The sequence below is a fragment of the Inquilinus sp. YAF38 genome (genome assembly GCF_052113205.1).
Taxonomy (GTDB): Bacteria; Pseudomonadota; Alphaproteobacteria; order DSM-16000; family Inquilinaceae; genus Inquilinus.
Genome location: NZ_JBFRCU010000124.1, coordinates 1 through 17,278 on the forward strand (window position 1 = coordinate 1; position 17,278 = coordinate 17,278).

14 protein-coding genes are annotated in these 17,278 nt (G+C 69.2%); 9 read left to right on the forward strand and 5 right to left on the reverse strand.

Translation table 11 applies throughout. The features are described from left to right. Positions 1-574: DUF2325 domain-containing protein (locus AB4Z01_RS33195; RefSeq protein WP_441700699.1), on the forward strand; the 574-nt coding region annotated here is incomplete at its 5' end. A gap of 208 nt (positions 575-782) precedes the next feature. Here the strand turns inward: AB4Z01_RS33195 and AB4Z01_RS33200 are convergent. Together AB4Z01_RS33200 and AB4Z01_RS33205 are read right to left on the reverse strand one after the other, a co-directional pair. Continuing rightward, positions 783-4,262, reverse strand: coding sequence for a hypothetical protein (locus tag AB4Z01_RS33200; protein ID WP_441700701.1), 3,480 nt, complete (start codon positions 4,260-4,262; stop codon positions 783-785). A 200-nt stretch (positions 4,263-4,462) separates the two neighbouring features. Next, positions 4,463-5,497, reverse strand: coding sequence for a substrate-binding domain-containing protein (locus tag AB4Z01_RS33205; RefSeq protein WP_441700703.1), 1,035 nt, complete (start codon positions 5,495-5,497; stop codon positions 4,463-4,465). A 153-nt stretch (positions 5,498-5,650) separates the two neighbouring features. On the opposite strand from AB4Z01_RS33205, the gene AB4Z01_RS33210 reads away from it, so the two are divergent. From AB4Z01_RS33210 to AB4Z01_RS33230, 5 genes are all read left to right on the forward strand, one after another. Next, positions 5,651-6,682, forward strand: a complete 1,032-nt coding sequence (locus AB4Z01_RS33210; RefSeq protein ID WP_441700705.1) for a Gfo/Idh/MocA family protein — start codon at positions 5,651-5,653, stop codon at positions 6,680-6,682. Beyond that, the gene (locus AB4Z01_RS33215) at positions 6,679-7,599 is read left to right on the forward strand and encodes a sugar phosphate isomerase/epimerase family protein (protein WP_441700706.1); all 921 of its coding nucleotides are present in this window, start codon (positions 6,679-6,681) and stop codon (positions 7,597-7,599) included. The genes AB4Z01_RS33210 and AB4Z01_RS33215 overlap by 4 nt, the downstream gene beginning before the upstream one ends. A gap of 26 nt (positions 7,600-7,625) precedes the next feature. Continuing rightward, complete coding sequence (locus AB4Z01_RS33220; RefSeq protein WP_441700708.1) at positions 7,626-8,846, forward strand: ABC transporter substrate-binding protein; 1,221 nt, start codon at positions 7,626-7,628, stop codon at positions 8,844-8,846. 76 nt (positions 8,847-8,922) lie between these two features. Next, positions 8,923-9,981, forward strand: a complete 1,059-nt coding sequence (locus AB4Z01_RS33225; protein ID WP_441700710.1) for a carbohydrate ABC transporter permease — start codon at positions 8,923-8,925, stop codon at positions 9,979-9,981. Continuing rightward, the gene (locus AB4Z01_RS33230) at positions 9,978-10,799 is read left to right on the forward strand and encodes a carbohydrate ABC transporter permease (protein ID WP_441700712.1); all 822 of its coding nucleotides are present in this window, start codon (positions 9,978-9,980) and stop codon (positions 10,797-10,799) included. Before AB4Z01_RS33225 ends, AB4Z01_RS33230 begins: the two co-directional genes overlap by 4 nt. 3 nt (positions 10,800-10,802) lie before the next feature. On the opposite strand, the gene AB4Z01_RS33235 is transcribed toward AB4Z01_RS33230, so the two are convergent. Continuing rightward, on the reverse strand, positions 10,803-11,609 hold the full coding sequence (locus AB4Z01_RS33235; protein ID WP_441700714.1) for an HpcH/HpaI aldolase family protein: 807 nt from the start codon (positions 11,607-11,609) through the stop codon (positions 10,803-10,805). Positions 11,610-11,738: 129 nt separating this feature from the next. Here AB4Z01_RS33235 and mnmA point away from each other — a divergent pair, with 129 nt between their 5' ends. From mnmA to AB4Z01_RS33250, 3 genes are all read left to right on the forward strand, one after another. Continuing rightward, the gene (mnmA, locus tag AB4Z01_RS33240) at positions 11,739-12,866 is read left to right on the forward strand and encodes a tRNA 2-thiouridine(34) synthase MnmA (RefSeq protein ID WP_441700716.1); all 1,128 of its coding nucleotides are present in this window, start codon (positions 11,739-11,741) and stop codon (positions 12,864-12,866) included. A 36-nt stretch (positions 12,867-12,902) separates the two neighbouring features. Beyond that, the gene (locus AB4Z01_RS33245) at positions 12,903-13,205 is read left to right on the forward strand and encodes an SCP2 sterol-binding domain-containing protein (protein WP_441700718.1); all 303 of its coding nucleotides are present in this window, start codon (positions 12,903-12,905) and stop codon (positions 13,203-13,205) included. Positions 13,206-13,656: 451 nt separating this feature from the next. Then, positions 13,657-14,574, forward strand: a complete 918-nt coding sequence (locus AB4Z01_RS33250; RefSeq protein ID WP_441700719.1) for a DMT family transporter — start codon at positions 13,657-13,659, stop codon at positions 14,572-14,574. Here the strand turns inward: AB4Z01_RS33250 and AB4Z01_RS33255 are convergent. Continuing rightward, the gene (locus tag AB4Z01_RS33255; protein ID WP_441700721.1) at positions 14,571-15,896 is read right to left on the reverse strand and encodes a M16 family metallopeptidase; all 1,326 of its coding nucleotides are present in this window, start codon (positions 15,894-15,896) and stop codon (positions 14,571-14,573) included. The genes AB4Z01_RS33250 and AB4Z01_RS33255 overlap by 4 nt on opposite strands. A 19-nt stretch (positions 15,897-15,915) precedes the next feature. Beyond that, positions 15,916-17,278: M16 family metallopeptidase (locus AB4Z01_RS33260; protein WP_441700723.1), on the reverse strand; the 1,363-nt coding region annotated here is incomplete at its 5' end.

Genomic DNA, 17,278 nt, shown 5'->3' on the forward strand with positions numbered 1-17,278 from the left:
GCGCCAAGCCGCAGCGCCGGCGCCCGCCGCCCCGGCGGAGGAGGCGCTGCGCCGGCGCTTGGCCGACGAGCAGGCGCGGTCCGCCCTGCTGGCCGAGCGGCTGGCGGCGCAGGACGAGGCCGTCGCCCGACTGACCGCGCGGGTGGAGCAGGCGGAGGAACACGCCGCGGCGCTGCAGGACGAGATCGCTGCGCTGGAGGCGGCGCTGGACGCGCCGGCGGTGGAGCCCGCCGAGGCGCCTGGGCCGGCGCCGGAGCTGGAGGGGCGGACGCTGCTCTATGTCGGCGGCCGGCCGAAGCAGATCGAGCAGCTGCGGGCCCTGACCGAACGGTACGGCGGCGTGCTGCTGAGCCATGACGGCGGCGTCGAAGACAACCCGACAATGCTGCCGGGCCTGGTCAGCCAGGCCGATGTCGCCTTCTTCCCGGTGGATTGCGTCAGCCACCACGCGGCCGGCCAGGTGAAGCGCCTGTGCCGTGAAGCCGAGAAGCCCTTCGTGCCGCTGCGCACCGCCAGCCTGGCCAGCTTCGCCGCCGCGGTCGGGGCGATGCCGGGCACGGTTCCGGCGGCGTAGTCACGTCGGTGCATTCGGGCAGGGCTGACGGGATGGGCAAGCGCCTTCGCGTCACCTCTCCGCCTGGCGGGTGAGGGTTGGTCCCGGCCTCGACAAACTCCCCTCACCCGGAGCCGCTTCGCGTCTCCGACCTCTCCCGTAAACGGGAGAGGCAACACCACCGTCTTGGYGCGATCGGATGACCCGATCCCGCCAAATCTCATCCACTCTAATCGAGATAGCCCTTGCCCTTGAGCCAGGCCTTGAGCCCCTGCTTGCTGTCCGGCTTCACCTCCTTGGCGAAGCCGTTCTCGTGCATCAGCGTCTTCTGCTTCGGGTCGTACCAGAGCGGGTCCTGGCTCGGCACCGAGCCGAGGCCGATCGGAGCGGTGACCTTTTTCGGCGGCGCCCACCAGCGGTCGCCCTCCCAGTGCATGTTGGTCGCCGAATCCTCGTAGCGTTTCGTCTCGCCGTTGTATTGGACGCCGGGATACTGCGAGAGATCGGCCTTGGTCGGGTCCGGCGGCAGCTCGAGATATTTGAGGTCGTCCTGGCTGTCCGGCAGCTTGCCGTCCTTGGCCGTCATGTCCTTGACGGTCTTGGCCACCTCCTCCGCCTGGTCCGGGGTCCAGCCGTTGAAGATCGCGCCCAGGCGGGCCCGCGTGTAGTCGAGATCGCTATAGGTGCCGGTCAGGACGTTGCCGGCGCTGCGGGTCAGCTCATCGCCGCCCATCAGGTGCTCGTCGCCCGGGAAGACCGTCTGCAGGATGCCGAGCAGGCCTTCGTCCAGCAGGTCGTTGTGGTCGGCCAGCACCTCCGCCACCTTGCGGTCCTTGACGTGGTACAGCACCTGGATCGCGTCGGCATCCGCCTTGTCGAAGGTGTGCGCGGCGTTGTAGGCGCTCCGCCCACCGACGATGCCGGCGCCCGCCACCTGCAGCACCGCCGCCACCCCACTGACCTTCAGCGGGCCGAGAGCGGTGATCAGCCGGCCGAGGGCCGTCTCGGCGATCGCGCCGTTCGACAGGGTTGCGCTGGCGGTGAGGGCGAACATCGCGTCGCTGACCGTGGCGGTGGCATAGCCGGCCGTCTTCACGAAGTCCTGCTTCGTGCCGGCCACGCCGAAGCCGTTCATGATGGCATTGCTCAGATCGGCCCCGACATAGAGCACGTCGACCCCGCCGCCGCGCAGTCCGTTCAGCGCGCCCAGGGACTTGCCCCAGAGCCACTTCTGTTTCGTCCCGAGATTGCTGCCGGCGACCCGGGCCTGGGCGCCCTTGAGCCGGGTCTCCAGGCTGCTCGGCGCGGTCGCGTCCTTCCCGGTCAAGATCTCCCGGGCGTTCGGCAGCAGCGCCGTCTGGGCGGCGTTGAGCATCATCATCGTGTGCGGCACGTAGTAGACGAGATCGGCCGGCGAACCGTCGAGCGCCCCGAGGTTGCGGCCGAACAGGATGGCGCTGCCGCCGCCGGAGAGGCGGGTGATGGCGTTGGTGCCGATGTTCAGCCGGTCGGCGCTCGCCATCTGCCGCCTTTCGGCGTCGGTCGGCTTCTCCCGCCCGGAGATGATGTCCTGGAGTCTCGTCTCTCCGATATCGGTCTTCAGGGTGTTGAGATACTTGGCGAAATTCGGATTGGGATCCTTCAAGGCGCCGCTGATGGATTTGTTCAGCACGTCGATCTCGGCGCGGCTGGCGACCGCGTCGCCGCGCAGGATGGCCATGAAACGGTTCTCCGCCATGGCCTGGTTGATGTCCTTGACGCCACCCTTCATCGTCTCGACCACCGCGAAGGTGGCGAGGGCGCGGGTCGCGCGCTGGACCCAGATCGTGCCGGCGGTCGCCGGGTCGGAGGTCGAGGCGTTGGCGTAGGGATCGGTCTTGGTCTTGGGCAGCTCCGGCAGGCCCTTCATCGCCTCCTGGATCGACTTCGACTTGGTCATCATGATCCCGGTGCCGAAGAGCATCGGCATCGGGGCGTCGTTGTCGAAGCCGTCGACCTTCTTCAGGTCGGTCTTGTACAGGCCGAGCGCGAGCTGGATGCTCTCCTGCCGCTCCCATTGCGGCAGCTTCTTCTCGCCCTCCTTGGTCAGGTCCTGGGCCTTCTGCTGGTTGTCCGGCGAGAGGTTGTCGATCGCCTCCATGTCCCGCGCCAGCTGGTCCGCCGCGGGGATCGGGTCGTCGCCCTTGATCCCGCCCCAGCCGGTGAGGCCGTGGTAGAGCTCGTTGTAGAGCTTGTTGATCTTGTCGTCCTGCTTGGTCGCGGCGCCGTCGAAATTCTCGATGCTGCGCCGCACCGCCCATTGGGCGTTCGAGTTCTGCGACAGATAGTCGTTGAAGCCGAGCTCGCCCTTCTGCTTGAGCTGCGCCTGCTTGTCGCTGCCGAGGACCGCCGTCCGGGCGGCGATGGCGGTCAGCAGCGACGTGCCCGAGCCTTCGGTATCCTCGCGGCTCATGAAGCTGAAGAACTGCTGCTCGTGCAGCAGGTTGATGTGATCCCCCTTCAGGTCGCCGTTCATCTTGTCGACGATGCGGGCGGCCACATGGTCGACGAAGGCCTTGCCGGCGCCGGCCTTGTCGCCGTCATTGTAGAGGATGGTCTGGCAGGAGGCGCCGAGGTCGATCAGGGCCTGCATCTGCTTCCGCCGGTCGTCGCCGGTGGATTGGGAACCGGCGATCGCGTCGATCGACTGGTCGACCATCCCCTGGACGCGCGGGTCGGACGCCAGCAAAGAGCCGCTGCCCGGCAGGGTGTCCTTGGTGTCCGTCGTCGCGCGCAGCTTGGCCAGGAAGGCCTTGGCCCCGTCGGTGCCGCCCTTGCCCCAGGCGGCCTGCAGCTCCCGCACCGGGCGCTCGACCCGCAGCTCCTGGATCGCCTGCTTCGTCCCTTCCGTGACGGCGGCGAGATACTGCTTCTCGTCGCCGCCGACATAGGCCTGGTAGATGCCCGCCCGCTTGGTGAGGGCGGTGATCTTCGCCGCGTCCGGCCCGTCCGTGCCATCGGCGAGGGCGACCAGCTGCCGCTTGGTCTCGGCGGTGACCGCGGCATAGTCGCCACGGTCACCCGCCTCGGCGATCTTGCCGAGCTGGTCGGTGGTCCGCCCGTCGGCCTTCCACGACCGTTCCTTGATCTCGCGGACCTGGTTGAGCGCGTCGAGGAAAACCGGGTCGTTCGGCGCGCGCTCGGCGATCGGGGCGACCAGGGGGCTGAACTCGCCACTGTCGAGCTTGCCGTTGCCGTTGGCATCACGACCGAAGCTGGGCGCGCCCTGACCCAGCGAGGCCTGGTCGACCTCCTGCGCGATCGCGACGACGAGGTCGTCCTTCGCCTTGTTCCGGTCGCCCTCGCTCGCCTTCGGATCGCTCGCGCCGGCAAGGGCCTTGCGCTGGCTGTCCAGCAGCCCGAGCCGGTCCGAATCGAGGACATAGACCTTGTCGCAGGCTTCCAGCCCTTGGTCGATGTCGGCGGGCGCGCCGGGCCGGTTGCCGAAGGCCTTCGGGTCGAGCTGCGGCGTGGCCGCCAGCTGGTCGTGCAGGGCCTTGTTGTCCTTCGGGTCAACGCCCTCCTGCGCGAAGATGCGGAACGGCCATACCCCTGGCTCGATCTTGCGCTCGGTGATTCCGGCCGGATCGCTGTTCCAGCGATAGACCGGCGGTGCCTCCGGCTGCTGCGCGGGGGGCGTGGCGGGCTTCTCGTCCTTGGCGCGCTGCACGGACAGATTGAACTGATCCGTATTCGGAGACCGCTGAGTGACGGCCGGGCTGCGCTGCTGTCCGACTCGAGACAGGGCATCCTTGAAGCTTACGCTCATGATCGCCTTCCCCCTCGTCTGTGAACCATTTTGAAATTGTTATGACACAGAGGGTACGGATGGGATTCTCATCCCGTCAACCGGAACCTAATCGACGGGGATCACTCGCCCAGCATCACCCGGTCGCTCTCGCGCGGCACCAGCTCCAGCGGCCACAGGTCCTGCACCAGCCCGCCATAGGCATCGGCGTGGCCTGGCATGCTGGCCAGCAGCGCTTCCGCCAGCTTCACCCCGAGGTCGTGCAGCGACAGGCGGAAGCAGGTCAGGGCCGGCGACAGGAAGCGACTCGCCGGGCTGTCGATCATGCCGCCGATGATGGCGATGTCCCGCCCGGGCCGCACCCCCGCCTCGTTCAGCCGGCGGTAGACGCCGACCGCCATCCGCTCATTCGCCACCAGCAGCGCCGTCGGCAGCGGCCCATGGCCCACCAGTTCCGCCGCCAGCCGGTAGCCGCCGGCCTCGGTCATCTCCTCGGTCCGCACCAGGGTCTCGTCGAAGCCGATGCCGTGCCGCGCCAGGGCCCGGCGATAACCGTCCAGGAGGATGTGGGCGTGCATCAGGTCGTGGCCGTTGTTGGCCAGGCCGATGCGGCGGTGGCCGAAGCCGACGAAGCGGTCGACCGCGACATCCGCCGCCTGCTCGAAGTTCAGGTCCAGCCAGGGATGGTCGCCGCCGGACAGGCTGCGGCCCAGCGCCGCGAAGGGGAAGCGGCGCCCGATCAAATAGTCCAGCCGCGGGTCGATCCGCCGGGTCCAGGGCAGCAGGATGCCGTCGGCCAGGCGCCGCTCCACCACCCGGCGCAGCTGCGCCTCCTGGTCGCCGTCCGGCGTGTTCAGCAGCACGATCAGGTCCAGCCCGTGCCGGCCCAACGCCTCCTGCACGCCGCTGAACAGCCCCATGAAGAAGGGCTCGCCGTACAGCTCGGCCCCGCTATAGGTCTGCAGCATGAAGCCGATCGCGTTGGTCGACCCCTGACGGAGGGCGCGACCGGACTGGTTCGGCGAATAGCCGAGCTCCGCCGCCGCCTCCAGCACCCGGCGCCTGGTCTCCGGATTGACGTCGCCGCGGCCGTTGAGGGCGCGGGAGACGGTCCCGATCGAGATGTTCAGATGCTTCGCGAGCTCGCGGATCCCCAAGGACGTCTCTCCCCTCCGGCACCTCAAGAGTGCAACCGAACCCATACGCAGCGCCACAAGCGGATTGACAGGCCGACACGTCCGATATCAATATCGTAAACGTTTACGGCGACACAATCGAACAATCCGCCGAGCCGAGGGAGCGAGATCGAAGTGCGAGCCGTCTTAGCCGGATGTGGCGCCATGAGCCGGGCCTGGCTCGAAGCCGCCCGCCAGATCGAGGGGCTGGAGGTGGTCGGCCTGGCCGACCTCGAACCCGGGCGAGCCCGCGGCCGGGCCGAAGAATTCGGGCTGGCCGGCGCCGAGATCGGCACCGATGTGCCGGCCCTGCTGGACCGGCTGAAACCCGACATCCTGTTCGACGTGGTTGTGCCGGCCGCCCGCCGCGACGTGGTGCTGGCGGCCTTCGCCCGCGGCTGTCACGTGCTGAGCGAGAAGCCGATGGCCGACAGCCTGGAGGCCGCGCGGGAACTGGTGGCCGCGGCGAGGGCAGCCGGGCGGCTGCACGCGGTGGTGCAGAACCGGCGCTACATCCCCGGCATCCGGCGCCTGCGCCGGGCGGTCGAGAGCGGCCTGATCGGCGAGCTGACCGGCGTGCATTGCGACTTCTTCATCGGGCCGCATTTCGGCGGCTTCCGCGAGGAGATGCAGCATGTGCTGCTGCTGGACATGGCGATCCACACCTTCGATGCCGCTCGCCTGGTCGCCGGCCGCCGCCCCCTCGCCGTCTACTGCCATGAGAGCAACCCGGCCGGGTCGTGGTACGCGCATGGCGCCAGCGCCAACGCCATCTTCGAGCTGGAGGGCGGCGCCGTCCTGACCTATCGCGGCAGCTGGTGCGCCGAAGGGCTGCGCACCAGCTGGGAGAGCCAGTGGCGCCTGACCGGCACCAGGGGCAGCCTGAGCTGGGACGGGGCCGAGGGCTTTCGCGCCGAGGTCGCGACCGACCGGCGCGACGGGCTGTTCTTCGAGCCTGAAGCGGTCGCGGTGCCGCCGGCGGACCCGGCCGACCCGACCGGCGGGCATCTCGGCGTCATGCGCGATTTCGTCGGCGCCATCCGCGCGGGCACCGAGCCCGAGACGGTCGGCCACCAGAACTTCCACAGCCTCGCCATGGTCTTCGCCGCGATCGAGAGCGCGCGCCAGGGCCGCCGCGTGGCCATCCAGACGATCGAGGAATCATGACCAGCGCCAAGCCTGCCCGGACCGGGCACCAGGACATCCGCATCGGCACGATGGTGAAGGCCAATGGCGACGACCCGGCCGGCTATGTCCGCCAGATCATCGCCCATGGCTTCGAGAGCATCGAGCCGTTCTTCTGGCAGACTCTGGGCGGCAAGGACATCCCCCGCCTGGCCGGCCAGATCCGCGAGGCGATCGGCGACAGCGGCGTCACCGTCGGCGCGCTCGGCATGTTCGGCAACCCGCTGGAGGACCAGGCGCAGGACCGCGAGACCCTGGCCGGATGGGAAGCGCTGATCGACAACGCCCATCTGTTCGGCACCGACATCGTCGCCGGCTTCACCGGCCGGGTGCGCGGCCGGCCGCTGGAGGAGAGCCTGCCGCGGTTCAAGGAGGTGTTCGGCCGTCTCGCCAAGCGCGCCGCCGACAAGGGCGTGCGCCTGGCCTTCGAGAACTGCCCGATGGAGGGCAGCTGGAAATCCGGCGACTGGAACATCGCCCACAACCCTGCCGCCTGGGAGCTGATGTTCGACGCCCTGCCGGACGACAATCTCGGCCTGGAATGGGAGCCGTGCCACCAGCTGTACTACCTGATCGACCCGGTGCCCCAGATCCGGCGCTGGGCGCCGAAGATCTTCCACGTCCACGGCAAGGACGCGACGGTGCGCTGGGACGTGGTCAAGGAGCATGGCGTGCATGGCAAGGTGCCCTTCGCCTTCCACCGCACCCCCGGCTTCGGCGACACCGACTGGACCCGCGTGATCACCGAGCTGCGGCTGGCCGGCTTCCGCGGCGCGATCGACATCGAGGGCTGGCACGACCCGGTCTATCGCGACGACCTGGAGATGACCGGCCAGGTCGAGGGCCTGCGCTATCTGCAGCGCTGCCGCGGCGGGGAGTTCGTCGCCAATCCGCAATAGAACAACCAACACAGTGGAGGAAGCTTATGTCCAGGACCCTGCGATTGCTGTTGGGAACCGCCGCCCTTCTCGCCTCCGCCACCCTCGCCCGGGCCGAGCCGGTGACGCTGGAGGTCTGGACCCATGACGAGGACGAGACCAAGTTCACCTACGTCTTCGTAAAGGAATTCCAGGCCCAGCACCCCGACATCACGATCAACCTCAAGCACGTCAATTTCGCCGACGTGGTGAACGACGCCATGCGCGCCTACGCCGCCGGCTCGGCCCCCGACGTGATCGGCATCGACAATCCCGAGACCGCGATGTTCGCGGCGCGCGGGGTGTTGCTGGACCTGTCGCCCTATGTCGAGCAGTCGCAGGTGATCAAGGCCGACGCCTTTTATCCCGGCCCGCGCAACTCCTCGACCTGGGACGGCAAGCTGTTCGCCATCCCGCGCGCCTCCAACACCCTGGCGCTCTACTACAACGCCGACATGTTCAAGACGGCGGGGCTCGACCCCGACAAGCCGCCGCAGACCTGGGATGATCTCTATCAGACGGCGAAGACGCTGACTGACCCGGGCAAGAACGTCTACGGCCTCGCCTTCTCCGCCATCGGCACGGAGGAAGGCACCTTCCAGTTCCTGCCCTTCATCCAGAGCGCCGGCGCCGATTACGACAGCGTCGGCTCGGACGGCGCGGTGCGGGCGCTGGAGTTTTGGCAGAAGCTGATCGACGAGAAGCTGGCGTCGCCCGACACGCTGATTCGCAGCCAGTATGATTCGACCGGCACCTTCAACGCCGGCAACGCCGCCATGGCGATCTCCGGGCCGTGGGAGCTGCCGCGCATGGCCAAGGAGGCCAAGTTCGACTGGCGGGTCGCGCTGTTCCCGGTGGAGAAGCAGGGCAGCCCACGCGCCTCGGCCCTCGGCGACTTCAACAACGTGATCTTCAAGACCTCCAAGCACCCGAAGGAGGCGTTCATGCTGCTGGAATACATCTATTCGCAGAACCACCGGATCTGGAACGAGTTCGGCCTGTTGCCGCCGGTCCAGAACGCCAAGGCCGACTCGCCGCAATGGCCGAAGGCCTATGCCGTGTTCACCGAGCAGATGCAGTACGCCCGGCCGCGCGGCCCGAACCCGGACTGGCCGAAGATCTCGAAGGCGATCCAGACCGCGATCCAGTCGGCCCTGACGCATCAGAGCGACGCGAAGACGGCGCTGCAGACCGCCCAGGCAACGATCGACCGCGTGCTGAAGAAGTGAGGCGGAGCACCGCCATCGCCGCAACAACGAGTCCCCCCTCCCCTCGCGGGAGGGGGGCAGGGGGAGGGGGTTGTCGATGACGAGCACCCGAACCGGCCAATCCATGACCGATCGATCGGTCAGCCTTAATCCGTCGATGGCGGCTCCGGCGGCGCGAGCCCCCTCCCCCTATCCTCCTCCTCCCGCAGGGGGAGGAGGGACTCAAAGGACTTCTCGCCGCTCCACCCTCACCCGCATCCCCCTGATCCGCACCCTGCGGGACGGCAGCGGCTTCGACGTCACCCTGGTGCTGTGCGCGGTCGGCTACCTGCTGGTCTTCGCCGCCTTCCCGCTGGCCTACACGCTGGTGATGTCGCTGCAGCAGGTCGACCTCTTCTCGCTGGCCTCCTTCGACCGGCCCTTCGCCGGGCTGGACAACTACCGCGACGTGTTCAGCCGGCCGGAGGCGCTGCAGATCCTGAAGAACACGGTGATCTTCGTGGTGCTGTCGATCACCTTCCAGCTGAGCATCGGCTTCGGCCTGGCGCTGTTCTTCCAGCAGCCCTTCCCCGGCGCGACCTATATCCGCGGCGTGTTCCTGGCCGGCTGGATCATGCCGGCCCTGGTGGTCGGCGCGATCTGGAAATGGATCCTGGCCGGCGATTTCGGCGTGCTGAACTATGCCCTGACCAGCCTGCATCTGACCGGCGGCAAGATCTTCTGGCTGTCGGACCCCGATTTCGCCCTGTTCGCCGTGATCATCGCCAACATCTGGCTGGGCATCCCGTTCAACATGATCCTGCTGTCGGTCGGGCTGGCCGCGATCCCGGGCGACCTGTACGAGGCGGCGGAGATCGACGGCGCCCGGGCGTTCCGGCGCTTCCTGCACATCACCCTGCCGATGATGCGGTCGACCCTCGGCGCCGTGGTGGCGCTCGGCATCATCTTCACGTTGCAGCAGTTCGACCTGATCGCGGCCCTGACCAAGGGCGGCCCGGCCAACGCGTCGAACGTCGCCCAGTACTGGTCCTGGCAGATGTCGTTCGAGACTTACGAGATCTCGGCCGGCAGCGTCGTCGCCGTGCTGATGATAGCGCTGGTGATCCTGGTCGCGGCGCTCTACGTCCGCTCGACCGAGCGGGAGCATGCGGCGTGAAACCGGCAAAGCCCTTCATCCTGCTGGGCTTCGCCCTGCTGTTCGCGGCGATCTACCTGTTCCCGCTGTACTGGATGTACGTCACGGCGTTGAAATCCGGCACCGAGATCTTCGCCTTCCCGCCGAGCGTCTGGCCCACCGATCCGCAATGGCAGTTCGGCCGGATCTTCGCCGAGCACGCGATGGACCGGTATCTGTGGAACTCGTTGCTGATCGCGATCGGCACCACGGCGCTGGCGACGCTGATCGGCACCGGCGCCGCCTATGCCCTGTCGCGCCATCGCAACGCCTGGACCGCGGTGGCGCTGTTCCTGGTGCTGATGCTGCAGGTGCTGCCGCCGTCGCTGATGGTGACGCCGATCTTCGTCGCCTTCAGCCAGGTCGGCCTGCTGGAGACTCCCCGCGCCGCGGTGGTGCTGGCGCAGACCGCCAAGGTGCTGCCGCTCTACATCGTGCTGTGCCGGTCGACCTTCCTGCAGGTGCCGCGCGAGCTGGAGGATGCGGCGCGGGTGGACGGCGCCTCGCGCATCGGCGCCTTCCTGCGGATCATGATCCCGCTGGCCCGCAACGGCATCCTGGTGGTGTCGGTGCTGATCTTCCTGCAGTCCTTCGGCGAATACGTCTATTCGCGCTCGCTGATCGCGGCCGAGAGCCTGCAGACCGCGACGGTCGGCCTGTCCGCCTTCATGGGCACGAACACCAATGACTGGGGCGGGATGATGACCTATGCCGCGATCTACGTGACCCCGATCCTGATCGTCTTCGCCCTGCTGCAGCGCCGGATCGTCAGTGGGCTGACCGCCGGGGCGCTGAAGTAGGGATCAGTAGCCGCCGCCCTTGGTCCCCTTTCCGGCGCCCTCGCGGTATGCCTTGTACGCGGCCACCGAGTCCGAGGCCGCCTGGCGCAGATAGGGCACGTCGCCGCCGCCGGTGACCATGCGGTAGCCGCGGTCGAACAGCTCGGTCCAGGTGGAGGCGCTGCTGGGCACGGTTCCGAGCGGCGTGCCGGTCGGCCGCACCGCGTCCTCGATCTGCCTGACCAGGTCCTGCACCCGCGGGTCGTGCAGTTGCTCCAGCAGGCCGATCGAGCCACCGAGGTCGTTGACGCCGATGAACACCATGTCGATGCCGTCGACCCTGGCGATCGCCGCGGCCTCGGGCACGGCATCCTTGGATTCGATCTGGGCCAGCAGCAGCAGGTTGTCGTTCGCCTTGCGCATGTAGTCTGGCTCGAAGCCGTAGGTCGAGGCGCGCACCGCCCCGGCGGCGTAGCCCCGGCGGCCGGCCGGCGGGTAGCGGCAGGCGCGCACCAGTGTCTCGGCCTCGGCCGCGCTCTCGATCATCGGCACCATCAGGCTGTCGGCGCCGGCATCCAGCACCCGCTTCAGCCAGACCGGGTCATGCGCCGGCACCCGCACCACCGCCGGGGTGTCGGACGCCTGCACCGCGCGCAGCAGGTCGACCGTGTCGTCGATTCCGCCGGGCCCGTGCTCGGTGTCCAGGATGACGAAGTCGAAGCCGGCATGGGCCATGATCTCGGCCACCGTGGGCGAACCGCTGCCGACCCAGGCGCCGAACAGTTGGTCGCCGCGGCGCAGCCGTTCCTTCAACCGGTTGGGGCGAAACATTCCGGGGTTCCCTCCTCGCTTTCCCAGGAGTGTACGCACCCCTCCTTATGTCCGACAACAGGCCAGCATGGCCGCCCGGACCATCCGCCAGTTTTCTCGGCGCCGTTCTCTCCCTATATTCTGCCGGTCATGAACTCACTCGGTTTCGACAAGCCCCCTGCCGCGACGCGCGTCGTGGTCGCCATGTCCGGCGGCGTGGACAGCTCCGTCGTCGCGGCCCAGCTTGCCGAGCAGGGCTATGACGTCGTCGGCATCACGCTGCAGCTGTACGACCACGGCATCGCCATCCAGAAGAAGGGGGCCTGCTGCGCCGGGGCCGACATCTACGACGCCCGCACCGTGGCCGACCGCATCGGCTTCCCGCACTACGTGCTGGATTACGAGAGCCGCTTCGGCCAGGCGGTGATGGAGGATTTCGCCGACAGCTACCTGCGCGGCGAGACGCCGATCCCCTGCATCCGCTGCAACCAGAAGGTCAAGTTCCGCGACCTGATGGACTTCGCGCGCGACCTCGGCGCCGACTGCCTGGCCACCGGCCACTACGTCCGCCGGGTCGAGGGTCCGCAGGGGCCGGAGCTGCACCGCGCCGTCGATCCGGGCAAGGACCAGAGCTATTTCCTGTTCGCCACCACGGCCGAGCAGCTGGGCTTCCTGCGCTTTCCGCTGGGCGGCAGCAGCAAGGCCGAGACCCGAGCCGAGGCGGTGCGGCTGGGCCTGGTCGTCGCCGACAAGCCGGACAGCCAGGACATCTGCTTCGTGCCCGAGGGCCGCTATGGCGAGGTGGTGGCGCGGCTGCGCCCCGGTGCCGTCGGGCCCGGCGAGATCGTGCATCTCGACGGCACTGTGCTGGGCCGGCACCAGGGCATCGTCCACTACACCATCGGCCAGCGGAAGGGCCTGGGCATCGGCGGCCGCAAATCGAATGACGAGCCGCTCTACGTCGTCCGGCTCGACCCCGAGGCGAAGCGCGTGATCGTCGGCCCCTGGTCGGCGCTGGCCCGGCACAGCGTGGCCCTGACCGAGCTGAACTGGCTGGACGCGGCGCCCGGACCGGAAGGCCGGGTGGTCGAAGCCAAGCTGCGCTCCGCCCAGTCGCCGGTGCCGGCGACGGTGCGGCTGACCGGCCCTGATGCGGCGGTGCTGGAGCTGCATGCGCCGCAGCACGGGGTGGCGCCGGGGCAGGCCGCTGTGCTTTATGACGGCGACCGCGTGCTCGGCGGCGGCTTCATCGCCCGGGCCGAGCGCGCCGCCGCCTGACCTCACCGATTCGCGGACAGAAAGGACACTTTGCCCATGTCGCTCGACGCCCTCGCCGAAGCCGTGCGCGGCCGCGCTGCCGGCGGCCCCGCGCTCGACGCCCGGGTCAAGTTCGACCTCGGCGCCGATGGCTTCATCGTGCTGGACGGGACCGGACCGGCCCCCGAGGTGTCGATCGGCGACGCCCCGGCCGACGTGACCCTGGCCATGAAGGCGGAGACGCTGCGGCGGATGATCGACGGATCGCTGAGCCCGACCATGGCCTACATGACCGGCAAGATCAAAGCCAACGGCTCGCTGACCGTCGGCATGAAGCTGGCAGCGCTGCTGGACGATTGAGGGACAGCAAAGTCTCCGTTCCTCTGCCTTCCTTTTCCCTGTCATTGCCGGGCTTGACCTACGGCTGTCCGGTTAAGCTTTTTGGTTGCAGATTAGGCGGGAACTAAACTTTTATTGTCATTGCCGGGCTTGACCCGGCAATCCAGAGGCCACCAAGAGCCGCTCTTGAAAGCCCCTGGATCCTCGGGTCAAGCCCGAGGATGACAGTGAAATAGAATGCCACCCAAGATGAACACGCGTTGGTTGCGATTCTTCCTCAACCGGACAGCCGTGGGCTTGACCCGGCAATCCAGAAGATGTCGACAGCCTCTGGATGCCCGGGTCAAGCCGGGCATGACAGATGGGTAGGCGAGCCTCATCCTCCCCGACACTTCGACGGAAACCGCAGCGTCCGCGCGCGACAGGCGCCCGCGCGCGGGGCATGGTCGGGCCACCCATCGAGGAGGCCCCCATGTCCGCACCCGCCGCCGAGCGCCCGCCGGTCACCGACTATCTGCTGCTGGTGCTGCTCGCCACCCTCTGGGGTGCCTCCTACAGCTTCATCAAGCTCGGCGTCGCCACCATCCCGCCGGTGACGCTGATCGCGGCACGCACCGTGATCGCCGGCGCCATCCTGCTGCTGGTGCTGCGGCTGCGCAGCATCCGCATGCCGACCGACGGCCGGACCTGGCGGCTGTTCGCGGTCCAGGCGCTGGTCAACAGCACCATCCCCTTCGTGCTGATCGCCTGGGCGGAGACCCGGGTCGATGCCGGGCTGGCGGCGATCCTGAATTCGACCTCGCCGATCTTCACCTTCCTGTTCACCTGGGCGGTGACCCGGCACGAGGCGGTGACCGGGCGCAAGCTGTTCGGCATCGCCGCCGGGGTCGCCGGGATCGTGCTGGTGATCGGCCTCGACGCCCTGTCCGGCGCCGGGCAGGCGCTGCTGCCGCAGTTGGCGATCGTCGCCGCCACGGTGTGCTACGGCGTCGCCGCCATCTTCGGCCGCAACTTCAAGGGGCTAGACCCGATGGTGCCGGCCGCAGGGTCGATGCTGTCCGGCGCCGCCATGCTGGTCCCGCTGAGCCTGGTGCTGGACCGGCCCTGGACGCTGGCGCCATCCGCCAGCTCGCTCGGCGCGCTGGCCGGGCTGGCCGTGGTCTCGACCGCCCTGGCCTTCGTGCTCTACTTCCGGCTGATCGCCTCGCTCGGCTCGGTCGCCACCATGGCACAGGCCTATCTGCGGGTGCCCGTGGGCGTGGCGATCGGCGTCGTCCTGCTCGGCGAGACCCCGGCCCCGACCGCGCTGTCCGGCCTGGTGCTGGTGGTGATCGGCGTCGCCGCCATGACCCTGCCCGGCCGGGCGCGGGCCAAGGTCCGGCCGGCCTAGCTCGCCGGCGTTCCCGCCACCACCGCGGTCGGATTCTCGACCTGCAGAACCCGGGCGGCCACCGCCTTCACCTGGGCCGGCGTCACCGCCTCGATCAGGCCGGGGTATTTCTCGATGAAGTCCCGGCCGCGGCCGGCGAGCTGCAGCGACAGCACATAGGACGCCAGGGCGTCATGCGAGGCGAAGCCCAGCGGATAGCTGCCGATCAGGTAACTCTTGGCTTCCGCCACCTCCTGGTCGGTCGGGCCGTCCTTCGCCAGCCGCGCCATTTCGTCCCGGATCACCGACAGGCTTTCCCCGGCCTTGTCCGCGCGGGTGCCGGCGGTGATCAGCAGCAGCCCGGCATGCTTGAGCTGGATGGTGTCGCTGTCGACCGAATAGGCGAGGCCGCGCTGCTCTCGCACCGCGCGGTACAGCCGCGAGGTGAAGGTCGAGCCGCCGAGGATGTGGTTCATCACGATCGCCGGGAAATAGTCCGGGTCGTCGCGCCGCGGCGCCGGGAAGCCGAGCTGGATCGACGCCTGCGACACCGCCATCGGCACCGTTTCGGTGCCCTTGGCAGCGACCTCGATCTCCGGCACCGGCGTGCGGTCGCCCTTGGCCGGCAAACCGCCGAAGACGCGGTCGAGCGCCGGCCCGAGCGTGGCGGCATCGATATCGCCGACCACGGCCAGGCGCAGCCCGTCGCGCGCGAACAGGCGGCGGCGCAGATCCTGCAGGTCGGCGGTGCCGATCGCGGCGACGCTGTCCCTGGTGCCGTCTGACGGCCGGCCATAGGGATGGCCGGGGAAGGCGGCGGCGGACCAGCGGTCGTCGGCGATGGTGCCGGGGTCATTCTCCTGGAAGTTCAGATCGGCGATCCGGCCGGCCTTGATCCGGTCGAAATCGCCCTGTTCCAGCCGCGGTTCGGCCAGAGCCAGGCGCAGCAGCTCGAAGGCGGCGTCGCGCTCGGTGGTCAGCGTCTTCAGCTTGCCGCCGCTGTAGTCCTGCGAGGTCGAGAAGCCGAGCTGAATCGAACGGTCGGCCAGGGCGGTCTTGAAGCCGGACGCGTCGTACGGCCCCGCCCCCTCGGTCAGCATCTCGCCGAGCAGCGAGGCGAGGCCGGCCTTGCCGTCCGGGTCCTGGGCGGCGCCGCCGTCGAAGGAGAAGGAGACGGTGACGGCCGGCACGGTGTGGTCCTCGATCAGCCAGGCCTCGATCCCGCCGGGGCTGACCACGCGGTCGATCGTGGTCGCGGCGGCGGGCAGCGTGGCGGCGGCGAGCAGCAGGCCGGTCAGGGCGGCGCGCAAGGCAGCGCGCAATGGGGAAAGCATCGCGTTCATCGGTGTCATCCTCGCGCGGTCAGGGCTGCTTGGCCTGGGTGGCATCCGCCGGCCGGGTCAGGAGCCCGGTGACGGAGCGCGGCGGCTGCAGATAGGTGCGGGCCGCCTGCTGCACATCAGCGGCCTTGACCGCGGCGATGCGGCCCGGCCAGCCCTGCACGTCGGCGACGCTGCGGCCCAGCGCCGCCGCCTCGCCGAAGACCCGGGCCAGCGCCCCCGGGTCGTCCTGGCCGTAGATCGCGCCGGCCAGCAGGCGGCGCTTGGCTCGGGCCAGCTCTTCCTCCGGCACGGCCTCGTCGCGCACGCCGGCCAGCACGGCATCCATCGCCGCCTCGAGATCCGGCAGGGTCACATCGCCGCGCGGCACGGCATAGACGGCGAAGGGGCTGTAGTCGAGCGCGTCCGGGTCGTATCCGGCGCCGGCCATGGCTGCCAGGCTCTGGGCCTTGCCCTGCCCGGTCACCAGGGCCCGGTACAGCCGGCCGGTCTCGCCCGACAGCACCGATGCCAGCACCTGCAGCGCCGCGGCCTCGCCCGGCGCCGCGGTGACCACCGACGGGGCCAGGTAGTTGCGGCGCAGATAGGGCTGGCCGGCGCGGGCGTCGGTCAGGTCCAGCCGGCGCGGTGCCGGCGGCTGCGGCTCCTGCGGGCGGATGCGCGGCGGCGGCTCGGCCCGGCGCTTGACCGGCCCGTAGATCTCCTCCGCCTGCGCCTTCACGGCGGCGGGGTCGACGTCGCCCGCGATCACCACCGTGGCGTTGTTCGGCGTGTAGAAGCGGTCGTAGAAGGCCAGCGCGGTGTCGCGGTTCAGCGCCTCGATCTCCGAGGGCCAGCCGATCACCGGCGCGCGATACGGATGGTTGAGGTAGAGCACGGCGTTCATCGCCTCGCCGAGGCGGGACGACGGCTCGTTCTCGATCCGCATCCGCCGCTCCTCCAGCACCACGTCGCGCTCGGCGTTGACCCGCTTCTCCTCGAGCACGAGGTTCTGCATCCGGTCGGCCTCGTAGCGCATCACCAGGGCCAGGTTCTCTTTGGCCACGGACTGGTAATAGGCGGTGTAGTCGGCGGTGGTGAAGGCGTTCTCGACCCCGCCGATCGCCGCCAGCTCCTGCGAGTACCCCTGCGGGTGCGAGGTGGTGCCGTGGAACATCAGATGTTCCAGGAAATGGGCGTTGCCGGACTGGCCCGGCGGCTCGTCGGCGGCGCCGACGCGGTACCACACCATCTGCGTCACCACCGGGGCGGTGCCGGCCGGGATGACGATGAACTGCAGCCCATTGCCGAGGGTGAAGCTCTGGGCCTGCGGCGCGATCCGCAGATCGTCCGGCAACGGCGCCGGGGCCGCCAGCGGCGGGGCGGCCGCCGGGGCGGCGGGGGGC